Genomic DNA, 14,157 nt, shown 5'->3' with positions numbered 1-14,157 from the left:
GTATTGAGTTGCCTTTATGTCGTTGCATCCCGTGCGCCCGAAGATTTTCGGTTTTATCAGCGAGCAAGTGCCGGCCTGGCTGGTCGCACTGCTGGTATTGCTTATCGGCGGGATTCTCACCGGGCTGCTGGCTTGGGCGAACCTTAACCAGTTTCAAAGCCAGTTGCGGCAACGCTTCCAGTTGCTGACCAACGAGCGTTACAGCCGCATCGAAGAACGTTTCCAGGATCAGGAGCAACGTCTCGACGGCCTGCGTCGTTTCTTCGCCAATTCCGATTCGGTGTCCCGCGCCGAGTTTGATGGCTACACCCGCCCACTTCTATTGCGCACTCAGGCTTATTCGTTTGCGGTACGAATCAGCGATGCCGAGCGCGCGGCGTTTGAGCGCAGTGTGCGTGAGGAAGGCTTCACCACGTTTTCCGTACGAGAACTCAACGCTCAGGGTGAACTGCAACTGGCGGCGCGGCGCGACGAATACGTGCCGGTGGTTTACACCCAGACGCAAAGCCGCCTCGATACGCCGTTGGGCTACGACTTGCTGGCTCAGCCGATGCGTCGTTCGACTCTGGAGCGTGCCGGTCAGAAGGGTAGCCTGGCGGTCTCACAGCCGATGCACCTGGTTGGCGTCGAGCCTTCCTATGCGCGCGGCGTGTTGCTGGTCGGCCCGGTGAATCACCCGGGGCAGACGCGGCCGTTCGGCTACGTCATGGCCGTGATCAGCCTGAAACAGCTGCTCGCCGATGGGCTGCCAGATGCGCAACATGACTACCTCTCGGTGCGCATCCTCGATTTATCCATCGATGACCAGCATGAAGTGCTGTTCGAATCCGCCAATCAACCCGCCACGAGTGACCTGGCCGCAACGCGGCTGGTGCGCATGGCCGACCATGACTATCAAGTCGACATTCTGCCGAGCGACGCTTTTTTCGAAGCCAATCATTCGTCGGTAAACGGCGTGTTGATTCTCGGCGGATCACTCAGCGCCTTGCTCAGTGCGCTGCTGTACGTGCTGGCCAGCCAGCGTCAGCGCGCCTTGCGCCTGGTCGAGCAACGCACTCAGCAAGTGCACGATCGCGAGCAGGAGTTGCGCGGCGCTCATGGGCAATTGCGCGGCGTGCTCAACGCGGCGACGCAGGTGGCAATCATCGCCACCGATCTGCGCGGCGTGATCAGCACGTTCAACCCTGGCGCCGAACAGATGCTCGGCTACACCAGCGCTGAAGTGATCGGCCGCATCACTCTGGAAAACCTGCACCTGCCTCGGGAACTGACGGCGCGTGCCGCCGAACTGAGCGCCCGTTACGGCAAAACCATTCCGACCTGTCAGGCCATGCTGGTCGAGGGCGGCGAAGTCGGCGGGCACGAGGCGCGAGAATGGACGCTGCTACGCCGCGACGGCAGTCATCTGCCGGTCAACATGCTCGCCACGCCGGTGCTCGATGAGCAAGGGTTATGGGTTGGGCACCTGGCGATCTGCATCGACATCACCGAGCGCAAACGCGTGCACGAAGCGCTGGCGGCGCGAGACGTCTTGCTAAAGAAGCTCAGCGCCCACGTCCCGGGCGGCATCTATCAGTTCAAAATGGAATTCGACGGTCGCTTCAGCGTGATCTACGCCAGTGATGGCATTCGCGAGATCTACGAGTTGGAACCGGACGTGCTGCTGCTCAACGCTGAAGCGATCTTCACCCGCATTCACCCGCAGGACATTACGCGAGTGCGTAAATCCATCCGCGCTTCTGCGGAAAACGTCAGCCCGTGGCGCGAAGAGTATCGCGTGGAATTACCCGAGCGCGGCCTGCGCTGGGTGCGTGGCGAGGCGACGCCGGAAGAATTGCCGGGCGGCGGTGTGCTGTGGCACGGGTACATCTCCGACATCTCCGATTTGAAGCGCGTGGAAGAAGAGCTGCGGGCTCTGTCGGTGACCGACGCCCTGACCGGCATTCACAACCGTCGTTACTTTCAGGAGCGCCTGACCACGGAAATGGCCAGGGTCGAGCGCGGCGGCGGCGAGCTCTCGGTGATCATGCTCGACATTGACCACTTCAAACGCATCAACGACCAGTTCGGGCACGCCGTGGGCGACCGGGTGTTGCAAGCGGTGTGCGAGCGTATCGGCCATCGGTTGCGCCGCACCGACGTTTTCTGTCGGCTGGGCGGCGAAGAGTTCATGGTGCTCTGCCCGGACATCGATGGCGATCACGCCTATTCGCTGGCCACGGAGCTCTGGCAAGGGCTGCGCGATGCGCCGGTCGACAGGGTAGGCGTGGTGACGGCCAGTTTCGGCATCGCCAGTTGGCGAATGGGAGAGGGCGCCGACGCCTTGCTGCTGCGTGCGGATTCGGGCGTTTACCTGGCCAAGCAAAGCGGCCGTGACCGAATAGAACGCGTGATGAATTAACCCACTTCCGCACCAATCCCTGTAGGAGTCGGGCTTGCCCGCGAAGAGGTCGGCACCGTCAATACCTGCTTTGACTGATGCGCCGCCATCGCGAGCAGGCTCGCTCCTGCGGGAGGTGCTGGTTTACAAGACGGACGCGGTCTGCGGCAATCGCGGCTGGCGGTACAGATCCAGCAGCACTTGATCGAGCACCGAAGACGCGCCGAACGGTGCCTTGTCGTTGAGGATCGCGACCACGGCCCAGGTGTTGCCGTTGATGTCGCGGCTGAAACCGGCAATCGCCCGCACGGTGTTCAGGGTGCCGGTCTTGACGTGTGCCTCGCCACGCATGGCGGTGGTTTTCAGGCGTTTGCGCATGGTGCCGTCGGTGCCGGCAATCGGCAGCGAGCTGATGTATTCGGCAGCATACGGGCTGTGCCACGCGGCTTGCAGCATGCTCGCCATTTCGCGCGCGCTGACCCGTTCAGCACGGGACAAACCTGAACCGTTCTCCATCACCAGATGCGGCGCGGTGATGCCTTTTTTCGCCAGCCACTGACGCACCACGCGCTGACCGGCCCTGGCATCGTCACCGTCGGCCTCGTTGCGGAATCTCTGGCCGAGGCTCAGGAACAGCTGCTGGGCCATGGTGTTGTTACTGTATTTGTTAATGTCGCGGATGATCTCCGCCAAATCCGGCGAGAACGCCCGGGCCAGCACCTTGGCTTTGCTCGGCGTCGGCGCGAGACGATCCTTGCCCTGAATGCTGCCACCCAATTCTTTCCAGATCGCCCGCACGGCGCCGGCGGTGTAAGTGGCGTGGTCGAGCAGCGACAAATACGTCTGCGAACTGCAACCGTCGCCCAACTGGCCGCCAACGGTGACGGTCACGCTGCCGTCGGCCTGAGTCACCGGGTTGTAGCGCACGCCACCGGTGCATTGTTTCGAGTTGACCGCTTTGACCGTGTTCTGGATGTGAATGCTGGCGATCGGCGGCTCAACCGAAATCAGCACGCGGCCGCCGTCATTGCGCGCAACGAAGCGCAGCGCCTTGAGATTGACCAGCAGCGAATCGGGTTTGACCAGGAACGGCTTGTTCTGGTCGTTGCCGTCATCGTTGAATTCCGGCAACTGAGGCTGCACGAAAAAGTTGCGATCCAGCACCAGATCACCGGTCACCTGGGTCACGCCGTTGGCGCGCAGGTCGCGCATCAGCAGCCAGAGTTTTTCCATGTTCAGTTTCGGATCGCCGCCGCCCTTGAGGTAGAGGTTGCCGTTGAGAATGCCGCCGCTCAGGGTGCCATCGGTGTAGAACTCGGTTTTCCACTGATGGTTGGGGCCGAGCATTTCCAGGGCTGCGTAAGTGGTGACCAGTTTCATGGTCGACGCCGGGTTGACCGACACGTCGGCATTGAACACGGTCGGTGTGCCCGGGCCGTCGAGCGGCACCATCACCAACGACAAAGCGCTCGGCTGCAATTTGCTGGCCTTGAGGGCTTTTTCAACGTTGGGGGTGAGGGCGGTGTTGATGGTGGCGGCGGAAACAGGCAGGGCCAGGGGCAGAAGAAAACTGGCGAGAAACAGAGGACGCAACGATTTGATCATATGAAATAAAACCCTGCATTCGAGGGGGAAAAGACGAGGACATGGATGAAAAAGCCCTCAGTGGTCATGAAAGTGTCGGCATTATGCCCCAAGGTGTAACCCCTTGTGCCGTCCTCGGGGTGCCCAATCTTCGATTTTTTTACGGGCGGTCACTTGTGTGGCCCAGAGAGTCGGGCAATTGGCGGCTTAAACTGCTAAAGTGCCGGCCGTTATTACTTAAGAGGATTGTTCCAATGGCGACTAACCGTTCCCAGCGTCTGCGCAAAAAACTGTGCGTTGATGAATTTCAAGAGCTGGGTTTCGAACTGAACCTGGACTTCAAAGAAGACTTGTCCGAAGAAGCCATTGACGCTTTCCTCGAAGCATTCATCAAAGAAGCCATGGAAGCCAACGGTCTGGGCTATGTCGGCGGCGACGACTTCGGTCTGGTGTGCCTGCAGAAGCGTGGCTCGGTCAACGAAGAGCAGCGCGCTGCCGTTGAAGCCTGGCTGAAAAACCGTTCCGAGCTGACCAAGGCTGAAATCAGCCCGTTGCTGGACGTGTGGTATCCGGAAAAGCCGATCAACGCGGCTAAGTGATACTGAAAAAAACGGCGACCTTCGGGTCGCCGTTTTTTTTGCAAGATCAAAAGATCATATTTCCATGTACAAGCTGCCGAAGGCTGCGATCTTGGCTCTTCAGTCCTTGCGCCAGTTCAAAATCACCAGCGTCAACACCCCCGCCACAATCCCCCAGAACGCCGAACCGATGGAAAACAGCGTCAGCCCCGACGCCGTGACCATGAAGGTAATCAGCGCCGCCTCTCGTTCCTTCACCTCGGTCATAGCGATGCTCAAGCCATTGATGATCGAGCCGAACAGCGCCAGCGCAGCAATCGACAGCGCCAATTCTTTTGGCAGCGCGGCAAACAGCGCCGCCAGCGTCGCGCCGAACACCCCGGCAATTGCGTAGAAAATCCCGCACCAGACCGCAGCCGTGTAGCGCTTGTTGCGATCTTCATGGGCATGCGGCCCGGTGCAGATCGCCGCGCTGATGGCCGCGAGGTTGATGCCGTGCGAACCAAATGGCGCCAGCAGCAGCGAGGCGATGCCGGTGGTGGTGATCAACGGCGAGGCCGGCACGGTGTAGCCGTCGGCGCGCAGCACGGCGATGCCGGGCATGTTCTGTGAAGTCATGGCGACGACGAACAGCGGAATGCCGATGCTGATGGTCGCGGCCAGCGAGAAGTGCGGCGTCGTCCATACCGGCGTCGCGACTTCCAGATGAAAACCGTCGAAGTCCAGCAAACCCATGAAGCCCGACAGCGCGGTGCCGATCAGCAGCGCGGCGAGCACCGCGTAACGTGGCGACAGGCGTTTGACGAGCAGATAGGTGAAGAACATCCCCAGCACCAGCCCGGTGCGGTGCTGGGCGGCGACGAAAATCTCGCTGCCGATCTTGAACAGAATCCCGGCCAGCAGCGCTGCCGCCAGGGACGCCGGAATCTTTTTTACGAGTCGCTCGAAGCTGCCGGTCAGCCCGCAAATCGTTACCAACACCGCGCACGTGACATAGGCGCCGATGGCCTCGCCATAACTGACACCGCCAAGGCTGGTAATCAGCAGCGCCGCGCCGGGCGTCGACCAGGCGATGGTGATCGGCGTGCGATAGCGCAGCGACAGGCCAATTGAACAGATCGCCATGCCGATGGAGATCGCCCAGATCCACGAAGAAATCTGTCCACTGGTCAGGCCCGCCGCTTGACCGGCCTGAAACATCAGCACCAGCGAACTGGTGTAACCGGTCATCATCGCGATGAAACCGGCAACGATGGCCGAAGGCGAGGTGTCGGCCAGAGGCCGGAGCCGGGTCTGAGTGGCGTCGTTCATGACAGCATGTTCCTTCATCAGGTTTCCCCGTGCAGCAGCTCCTACAGAGAGCCAAGCGGCGGATTCTGCGGTTAAGCCTAAACTCAAACGTAACGGATCGTTGCAATACAGCCAAAGTCGTAAACAGCCATACAGTCGTGTTGCCACCATTCATTGTGTACAATCGCGCTGTTTTTTACGCGATACTTGCCAGCGACCTACTGTGCCGTATTACAGTCACGGTCTATTCGCCGCAGTTCTCCCGACTCGAGTGCCCATGAACGAACAGTTGCAACCCCTCAAGAAACAACCGCGAGCAGGCAAAGCCGGCCGCAGCGGAACCCAGGACGATATTGTCTACGCGCATATCTTCGAGGCCATCCTCGAACAGCGCCTGGCGCCCGGCACCAAATTGAGCGAAGAAGCGCTGGGGGAAATTTTCGGGGTCAGCCGCACCATCATTCGCCGTGCGCTCTCGCGCCTGGCCCATGAAGGGGTGGTGCTGTTGCGTCCGAACCGTGGCGCGGTCGTGGCCAGCCCGAGTGTTGAAGAGGCGCGTCAGGTGTTCATGGCTCGCCGACTGGTAGAACGCGCAATCACCGAGCTGGCGGTCGAACACGCCACCGCCGAGCAAATCGCCGAACTGCGTCAGATGGTCAACGACGAGCGCGACAGCTTCTCGCGCGGTGATCGTGGCGCCGGCATTCGTTTGTCGGGCGAATTTCACTTGAAACTGGCCGAAGCGGCAAAGAATGCCCCGCTGATCAGCTTCCAACGCAGTTTGGTGTCGCAAACGTCGTTGATCATCGCCCAGTATGAAAGTGGCAACCGTTCCCATTGTTCCTATGACGAACACACCCAGTTGATCGACGCCATCGAAGCGCGCAACGCTGAGCTGGCAGTGGATCTGATGATGCATCACATGGATCACATCGACAGCAAGCTGAGCCTCGACGACGACAGCGCGTCGGATGACCTGCATGCGGTGTTCTCGCATCTATTGCAGACCAAAAAGCCAGGGCGTTCGAGCGCCAAGCTCTGATCGGATACCGCGTCGCTGCCATCGCTGGCAAGTCAGGCTCCCACAGGATTTGCGGTGACCTGCAAATCTGCTGATCACCACAGACCCTGTGGGAGCTGGCTTGTCAGCGATGACAATCTGACAGACAACAAAAATCCCCCGGGGCTGAACGCCACCGGGGGATTTTTTTGTGCTTGAAAAACCTACCGCTGATGTACCAGCGCACCCGCCGCGTAAGTCTGCGCCACGGTGCGGTCGTCGCCCAACGTCATCAACACAAACAACGATTCCGCAATATGCTTCGACTGCTTCAGGCGATAGCTCAGCAACGGCGTGGCGTTGTAATCCAGCACCACGAAGTCCGCATCGCTGCCCACTTGCAGGTTGCCGATCTTGTCTTCCAGACGCAAGGCACGAGCGCCGCCGAGGGTGGCCAGATACAGCGATTTGAATGGGCTCAGGCGCGCGCCTTGCAGTTGCATCACTTTGTAGGCTTCGTTCAGCGTTTGCAGCAGCGAGAAACTGGTGCCGCCGCCAATATCAGTACCCAAACCGACGTTCAGTTTGTGCTTCTCGGCCATCGGCAGATTGAACAAACCACTGCCCAAAAAGAGGTTCGACGTCGGGCAAAACGAAATGGCCGAACCGGTTTCCGCCAGACGCGCACACTCTTCATCGCAAAGATGCACGCCGTGAGCGAACACCGAGCGCTCGCCGAGCAGTTTGTAGTGGTCGTAAACGTCCAGATAGCCTTTGCGCTCCGGGAACAGTTCCTTGACCCACTCGATTTCCTTGAGGTTCTCGCTGATGTGGGTCTGCATATACAGATCCGGGTATTCGCTGAGCAACTGGCCGGCGAGGGTGAGTTGTTCCGGGGTGCTGGTCGGCGCGAAACGCGGGGTGACCGCGTAGTGCAGGCGGCCCTTGCCGTGCCAGCGCTCGATCAGTGCCTTGCTTTCGACGTAGCTGGATTCGGCGGTGTCGGTCAGGTAATCCGGCGCGTTGCGATCCATCATCACCTTGCCGGCGATCATCCGCAGGTCGAGCTTTTCAGCCACTTCGAAGAACGAATTCACCGACTGTGGATGCACGCTGCCGAACACCAGCGCAGTGGTGGTGCCGTTGCGCAGCAGTTCCTTGACGAAAATATCGGCGACTTTGTCGGCGTGGTCTTTGTCGCCGAACTGGCTCTCGCACGGGAACGTGTAGGTGTTCAGCCAGTCGAGCAGTTGTTCGCCGTAGGCTCCGACCATGCCGGTTTGCGGTAAATGGATATGGGTATCGATGAAGCCCGGCGTGATCAGGGCGTCTTGATAGTGGGTGATCTCGATGTCAACCGGCAGGGTCGGCAGCAGGTCGCTGGCGTGGCCGACGGCGCTGATCTTGCCTTCGTCGACCACCAATAGACCGTCCTCGAAATACTCATAGGAGGCTTCGATGCCGACTTCGGCAGGGTCGGCGATGCTGTGCAGAATGGCGGCGCGGTAGGCTTTACGAGTCAGAGGCATGGTCATTCTCTAAATGATGAGCGTGTCAGTTCGACGCTTTGAGTTTGGCGGCCTGACTGCGGCGTGAAACGGGCAGCAGTTTGGCAATCGGTTCGGCGCTGGCGGTGTGCGCGCCGAAATTGGCGTTATAGGTGGCGATGATTTCGCCGGCGATGGAGATGGCGATTTCCACAGGCAACTTGCCTTTGACTTCGCCGATGCCCATCGGGCAGCGCATGCGTTGCACGACGCTAGGATCGAATCCACGGTCACGCAGACGATGTTCGAATTTCACCCGTTTGGTCTTCGAACCGATCAGGCCGAAGTAGGCGAAGTCGTTGCGTTTCAGAATGGCGGCAGTCAGCTCCAGATCGAGCTGATGGTTATGGGTCATGACGATGCAGTAACTGCCGGCTGGCAAATCGTCGATTTCGTCCACCGGTTCTTCGGAAACGATTTTGCGCACGCCGTGGGGGATCTGCTCGGGGAATTCGTCGTTCCGCGAATCGATCCAGCGCACCCGGCAGGGCAAACCGGCGAGCAGCGGCACCAGCGCGCGGCCGACGTGGCCGGCACCGAACACGGCAATCTGCGCCTGCACCTGGCCCATCGGTTCGAACAGCAACACTGTCGCGCCGCCGCAGCACTGGCCGAGGCTGGCGCCGAGGCTGAAGCGTTCCAGATGAGTGTCCTGTTTACCGCTGGCGAGCATGTCGCGGGCGATCTGCATCGCCTTGTATTCCAGGTGTCCGCCACCGATGGTGTCGAAGCTGCGCTGGGCGCTGATGACCATCTTCGAGCCGGCATTGCGCGGCGTCGACCCCAGTTCTTCGATGATCGTCACCAGAACGCAGGGTTCGCCCTGGTTCTGCAGGTCGGCGAGCGCATCGATCCAGTTGTACATGTTTCACCTCGACATCTTTGTTGTCTGTCGGACCGCTATCGCTGGCAAGCCAGCTGCCACAGGGTTTTGTGGTGCCCCGGGATTCGGATTCCACGCGAACCCTGTGGGAGCTGGCTTGCCAGCGATAGCCGCGCCACGGTCTAAAGCGGAGCCAACTCGGTTTCAGCCGCAACCGCTTTCACAGCCTTCAACTGCCGCATCTGCTCACACCCCCACAACACCCGCTCCGGGGTCGCCGGCGCATCGATCTGCGGCTGATGCTTGTAGTCACCGAGGCTCGCCACCGCATCCTTGATCGCGCACCAGGACGCGATACCGAGCATGAACGGCGGCTCGCCGACAGCCTTGGAATGGAACACGGTGTCTTCCGGATTTTTGCGGTTCTCCACCAGCTTCACCCTCAAGTCCAGCGGCATGTCCGCCACGGCCGGGATCTTGTAGCTGGCCGGGCCGTTGGTCATCAGCTTGCCTTTGTTGTTCCAGACCAGTTCTTCCATGGTCAGCCAACCCATGCCCTGAATAAAACCGCCCTCGACCTGACCGATGTCGATGGCCGGGTTCAGCGAGGCGCCGACGTCGTGGAGGATGTCGGTGCGCAGCATCTTGTACTCGCCGGTGAGGGTGTCGACGATCACTTCGCAGCACGCCGCACCAAAGGCGAAATAGTAGAACGGACGGCCACGGGCCTGGCTGCGGTCGTAATAAATTTTCGGCGTCTTGTAGAACCCGGTGCTCGACAGCGACACCTGATTGAAATACGCCTGCTGGATCAGCGCTTCAAAGGTCATGATGTGTTCACGAACGCGCACATGACCGTTGTGGAATTCGACGTCTTCTTCGCTGACCTTGTACTGGCGCGCAGCGAATTCGACGAGACGTTGCTTGATGGTTTGCGCTGCGTTCTGCGCCGCCTTGCCGTTCAGGTCGGCGCCGCTGGATGCCGCTGTCGGCGAGGTGTTCGGCACTTTGTCGGTGTTGGTCGCGGTGATCTGCACACGGTCCATTTCAACCTGGAACACTTCGGCCACGACCTGCGCGACTTTGGTGTTCAGACCCTGGCCCATTTCGGTGCCGCCGTGGTTCAAGTGAATGCTGCCGTCGGTGTAGATGTGGATCAGCGCACCGGCCTGGTTGAGGAAACTGGCGGTGAAGGAAATGCCGAATTTCACCGGGGTCAGTGCCAGGCCTTTTTTCAGGATCGGGCTATTGGCGTTGTAGCGGCGGATCGCTTCACGGCGCTCGGCGTACTGGCTGCTTTCTTCGAGTTCGGCAGTCATCTCTTCGAGCATGTTGTGCTCGACGGTCTGGTAGTAGTGGGTGACGTTGCGCTCGGTCTTGCCGTAATAATTGGCCTTGCGCACGGCAAGCGGATCGAGGTTGAGGTGACGGGCAATGGCGTCCATCACTTCCTCAATCGCCACCATCCCTTGCGGGCCGCCGAAACCACGGTACGCGGTGTTCGACGCGGTGTTGGTCTTGCAGCGGTGACCGTTGATGGTCGCGTCGCCCAAGTAATACGAGTTGTCCGAGTGGAACATCGCCCGGTCGACGATGGACGCCGACAGATCCGGCGAGCAGCCGCAGTTGCCGGCCAGATCCATGTTGATCCCGTGCAGGCGACCGGTGCTGTCGAAGCCGACGTCGTACTCGACGTAGAACGGGTGACGCTTGCCGGTCATCAGCATGTCTTCGACGCGCGGCAGGCGCATTTTGGTCGGCTGGCCGGTGAGGTGCGCGACCACCGCGCACAGGCACGCCGGGCTGGCGGCCTGGGTTTCCTTGCCACCAAAGCCACCGCCCATGCGGCGCATGTCGACGACGATTTTGTTCATCGAAACGTCGAGCACTTCGGCGACCAGTTTCTGCACTTCGGTCGGGTTCTGCGTCGAGCAGTAGACGATCATGCCGCCGTCTTCCGTCGGCATTACCGAGGAAATCTGGGTTTCGAGATAAAAGTGTTCCTGGCCGCCGATATGCAGCGTGCCTTGAATGCGATGCTCGGCGGTGGCCAGTGCGCCGGCCGAATCGCCGCGCTGGTGGGTGTGGCTGTCGAGGACGAAGTGACGCTTGCGCAAGGCTTCGACCACGTCGAGCACCGGCTCAAGGTCTTCGTATTCGATGATCGCCGCCATCGCCGCTTTGCGCGCTGTTTCCAGATCCTTCGCCGCGACGGCGAGTACCGGTTGACCGACGAACTGCACGTCATCGATCGCCAGCAACGGATCGCCCGGCATCAACGGGCCGATGTCCTTCAGGCCCGGCACGTCTTCGTGGGTGATGGCGATGCGCACGCCTTCGAAGGCGTAGCAGGGCTTGGTGTCGATGCTGATGATTCTGGCGTGGGCGCGATCCGACAGGCGTGCGTAAAGGTGCAACTGGTTCGGGAATTCGAGGCGGTCGTCGATGTACTGCGCTTCACCGGACACATGCTTGGCGGCGCTGTCGTGCTTGACGCTGCGGCCGACGCCGCTGGTCAGGTCGGCGGCGAACAGTTCAGCCAATTCAGCTTGAGTCTTCTCTACGGCGTGATGGTTAGACATAAGCGGTCACCCGAGTCTCGATGTGCGGTGTTTGCAGTTCGATGAAGTATTTGCGCAGTAGGTTCTGCGCGCCGAGCAGGCGATATTCCTTGCTGGCGCGAAAATCCGAGAGCGGCGTGAAATCTTCGGCCAGTGCAGCGCAAGCACGTTCGACCACGGCGCCGGTGAACGGCGCGCCGATCAGCACGGCTTCGCAATGGGCGGCGCGTTTCGGGATGGCAGCCATGCCGCCAAAGGCAAGGCGAGCGTCGGTGATCACGCCGTTTTCAATGCGCAGGTTGAACGCGGCGCAGACGGCGGAGATGTCGTCGTCCAGACGTTTCGACACTTTATAGGCGCGGAACAACTGCTCGGCGCTGGCGCGCGGCACGATGATCTTCTCGATGAATTCGCTTTCCTGGCGCGCGGTGACTTTGTAATCGATGAAGTAATCGTCGAGGTTCAAGGTGCGCCGGGTTTCACCTTTGCACAGCACGACTTGCGCGCCGAGGGCGATCAGCAGCGGTGGCGAGTCACCGATGGGCGAGGCATTACCGATGTTGCCGCCGAGGGTGCCCTGATTGCGGATTTGCAGGGACGCGAAGCGGTGCAGCAGTTCGCCGAAATCCGGGTACTCGTTGTTCAGCGCTTCATAGCAGTCGGAGAGGGCGGCAGCGGCGCCGATTTCGATGCGGTCGTCGAAAGTCTCGATGCGCTTCATTTCGGCGACGTTGCCGACGTAGATCATCACCGGCAAGGTGCGGTGGAACTGCGTGACTTCCAGCGCCAGATCCGTACCGCCGGCGAGCAGCCGCGCCTGGGGATAAGAATCGTAGAGGTCGGCCAGATCGGCCACGGTCAGCGGCACCAGGCAACGTTTGTCGCCGCTGTTCAGCTCGCCGATGTCGCTCGGGGCGATGGCTTTGAGGCGGGCGATGGTGTCGGCTTCGCGGGCATCGAACTGATCCGGCTGCTTGGCGCAGCAGGATTGCTCGGCCGCCGCCAGAATCGGTCGGTAGCCGGTGCAGCGGCAGAGGTTGCCCGCCAGTGCTTCATGCGCCTTGGCATGATCCGGTGCGTCGCTGTTCTTTTGCAGTGCGAACAGCGACATCACGAAGCCGGGGGTGCAGAAGCCGCACTGCGAACCGTGGCACTCGACCATGGCTTTCTGCACGCTGTGCAATTCGCCCTTGTGCTTGAGGTCTTCAACGCTGATCAATTGTTTGCCGTGCAGCGACGAAACAAAGGTCAGGCAGGAGTTGAGGCTGCGATAGCGAATGTGCTCGCGACCATCGTCATCCGTTTGCAACTCGCCGACCACCACGGTGCAGGCGCCGCAGTCACCGCTGGCGCAGCCTTCCTTGGTGCCGGATTTGCCCACGTGTTCACGCAGGTAATTCAGCACGGTCAGGTTCGGGTCCAGGGCGTGCTCGCTACGGAGTTCCTGGTTTAGTAAAAACTGGATCACGGATGACCTCGCAGACTCATTATTGTTGTTAACCGACGTGAACCGAATTTAGCAGCTCTGACTTTTCGGTCAATGATTTTCTGACTTAAAGGTCAAGAAAATAACATTTGTCGGTCAACGACCGTTGTATTCAGTATTGACCCTCATTGAGTCATGCGCTTTTTTGCGGGAATCGTGCCAAAAACCGCTGTGTGGGCACTCCGCCATGACCGCGCATTGCGCTACACTGCGCCGCTTGTACAAATCGATGAGTTTGAAGGACAACCATGACGTTCAAGGCGCCGGACAGCCTCGCCGAGCAAATCGCTCACCACCTCGCCGAACGCATCATTCGCGGCGAAATGAAGCCGGGAGAGCGCATCCAGGAACAAAAGGTCACGCTGGCGCTGAACGTCAGTCGCGGTTCCGTACGCGAAGCCTTGCTGATCCTTGAGCGTCGACACCTGATCGCGATCCTGCCGCGACGTGGCGCACACGTCACCGAACTCACCGCGCACAAGGTACAAAGCCTGTGCACGCTGATGAGCGAGCTGTACATCCTGCTCGGCAACTCGGTGGCCAACGGCTGGAAAGTCCAGTCCGACATGGCGCCGTTCGTGCAGATCCAGCAACGTCTGACTGCCAGTTACGAACGCCAGGACATCCGCACCTTCGTCGACGACAGCTTTAATGTGATGCGCGCTGCGTATCCGTTCGCGAACAACCCATACCTGCAAGAAACCGTCGAAAACCTGCAACCGGCCATGAGCCGCGCTTATTTCCTCGCCCTCGACCAGCGCAAGGCCGAGATGAGCGAATTCCTCGACCTGTTCGAGCGCTTGCTGGCCGCCGTGCTTGCCCGCGACTTGCCGCAGATCCGCATCGTGCTGACGGCTTACGCCCAGCGCAGTTGCGATCTGGTGGTGTCTGCCCTGACGGTTGCCTAA

Annotated in this window: 10 protein-coding genes; 4 read left to right on the top strand and 6 right to left on the bottom strand. The window is 60.3% G+C overall.

Annotated elements, in window-relative coordinates:
* Nucleotides 1-16 precede the first annotated feature (16 nt).
* Nucleotides 17-2,401, top strand: coding sequence for a diguanylate cyclase (locus GIW69_RS03365; protein ID WP_236480712.1), 2,385 nt, complete (start codon nucleotides 17-19; stop codon nucleotides 2,399-2,401).
* A gap of 123 nt (nucleotides 2,402-2,524) precedes the next feature.
* Here GIW69_RS03365 and dacB read toward each other — a convergent pair whose 3' ends face one another.
* Nucleotides 2,525-3,985 (bottom strand): D-alanyl-D-alanine carboxypeptidase/D-alanyl-D-alanine endopeptidase, encoded by a 1,461-nt coding sequence (gene dacB, locus GIW69_RS03360; protein ID WP_236480711.1) that lies wholly within the window; start codon nucleotides 3,983-3,985, stop codon nucleotides 2,525-2,527.
* Nucleotides 3,986-4,218: 233 nt separating this feature from the next.
* On the opposite strand from dacB, the gene GIW69_RS03355 reads away from it, so the two are divergent.
* A complete protein-coding gene (locus tag GIW69_RS03355) occupies nucleotides 4,219-4,563 on the top strand; it encodes a YggL family protein (RefSeq protein ID WP_095189455.1) in 345 nt (114 codons plus the stop codon).
* Nucleotides 4,564-4,662: 99 nt separating this feature from the next.
* Here GIW69_RS03355 and GIW69_RS03350 read toward each other — a convergent pair whose 3' ends face one another.
* Nucleotides 4,663-5,853, bottom strand: a complete 1,191-nt coding sequence (locus GIW69_RS03350; protein WP_236480710.1) for a benzoate/H(+) symporter BenE family transporter — start codon at nucleotides 5,851-5,853, stop codon at nucleotides 4,663-4,665.
* A gap of 256 nt (nucleotides 5,854-6,109) precedes the next feature.
* Here GIW69_RS03350 and GIW69_RS03345 point away from each other — a divergent pair, with 256 nt between their 5' ends.
* Nucleotides 6,110-6,874: a GntR family transcriptional regulator gene (locus GIW69_RS03345; RefSeq protein ID WP_236480709.1), complete on the top strand. Its 765-nt coding sequence runs from the start codon at nucleotides 6,110-6,112 to the stop codon at nucleotides 6,872-6,874.
* A 182-nt stretch (nucleotides 6,875-7,056) separates the two neighbouring features.
* Here the strand turns inward: GIW69_RS03345 and guaD are convergent, their stop codons facing one another.
* From guaD to xdhA, 4 genes are all read right to left on the bottom strand, one after another.
* On the bottom strand, nucleotides 7,057-8,361 hold the full coding sequence (gene guaD / locus GIW69_RS03340; protein ID WP_236480708.1) for a guanine deaminase: 1,305 nt from the start codon (nucleotides 8,359-8,361) through the stop codon (nucleotides 7,057-7,059).
* A gap of 25 nt (nucleotides 8,362-8,386) precedes the next feature.
* Complete coding sequence (gene xdhC, locus GIW69_RS03335) at nucleotides 8,387-9,244, bottom strand: xanthine dehydrogenase accessory protein XdhC (protein WP_236480707.1); 858 nt, start codon at nucleotides 9,242-9,244, stop codon at nucleotides 8,387-8,389.
* Nucleotides 9,245-9,384: 140 nt separating this feature from the next.
* On the bottom strand, nucleotides 9,385-11,784 hold the full coding sequence (xdhB, locus tag GIW69_RS03330) for a xanthine dehydrogenase molybdopterin binding subunit (protein WP_236480706.1): 2,400 nt from the start codon (nucleotides 11,782-11,784) through the stop codon (nucleotides 9,385-9,387).
* Nucleotides 11,777-13,231 (bottom strand): xanthine dehydrogenase small subunit, encoded by a 1,455-nt coding sequence (gene xdhA / locus GIW69_RS03325; protein ID WP_236480705.1) that lies wholly within the window; start codon nucleotides 13,229-13,231, stop codon nucleotides 11,777-11,779. Before xdhA ends, xdhB begins: the two co-directional genes overlap by 8 nt.
* 266 nt (nucleotides 13,232-13,497) lie before the next feature.
* Between xdhA and GIW69_RS03320 the strand changes: the two genes are divergently transcribed.
* Complete coding sequence (locus tag GIW69_RS03320) at nucleotides 13,498-14,157, top strand: GntR family transcriptional regulator (RefSeq protein ID WP_236480704.1); 660 nt, start codon at nucleotides 13,498-13,500, stop codon at nucleotides 14,155-14,157.

Source organism: Pseudomonas syringae (assembly GCF_021605415.1).
GTDB classification, from domain to species: Bacteria; Pseudomonadota; Gammaproteobacteria; order Pseudomonadales; family Pseudomonadaceae; genus Aquipseudomonas; species Aquipseudomonas syringae_S.
The sequence above is the reverse complement of the archived record's forward strand: the minus strand, read 5'-3'. Positions and strand labels throughout refer to the sequence as shown.

Coding starts and splice junctions, on each gene's coding strand:
- xdhB (WP_236480706.1), bottom strand. CDS start 11,784: ATGTCTAACCATCACGCCGTAGAGAAGACTCAAGCTGAATTGGCTGAA.
- GIW69_RS03355 (WP_095189455.1), top strand. CDS start 4,219: ATGGCGACTAACCGTTCCCAGCGTCTGCGCAAAAAACTGTGCGTTGAT.
- guaD (WP_236480708.1), bottom strand. CDS start 8,361: ATGCCTCTGACTCGTAAAGCCTACCGCGCCGCCATTCTGCACAGCATC.
- GIW69_RS03350 (WP_236480710.1), bottom strand. CDS start 5,853: ATGAACGACGCCACTCAGACCCGGCTCCGGCCTCTGGCCGACACCTCG.
- GIW69_RS03345 (WP_236480709.1), top strand. CDS start 6,110: ATGAACGAACAGTTGCAACCCCTCAAGAAACAACCGCGAGCAGGCAAA.
- GIW69_RS03365 (WP_236480712.1), top strand. CDS start 17: ATGTCGTTGCATCCCGTGCGCCCGAAGATTTTCGGTTTTATCAGCGAG.
- dacB (WP_236480711.1), bottom strand. CDS start 3,985: ATGATCAAATCGTTGCGTCCTCTGTTTCTCGCCAGTTTTCTTCTGCCC.
- xdhC (WP_236480707.1), bottom strand. CDS start 9,244: ATGTACAACTGGATCGATGCGCTCGCCGACCTGCAGAACCAGGGCGAA.
- GIW69_RS03320 (WP_236480704.1), top strand. CDS start 13,498: ATGACGTTCAAGGCGCCGGACAGCCTCGCCGAGCAAATCGCTCACCAC.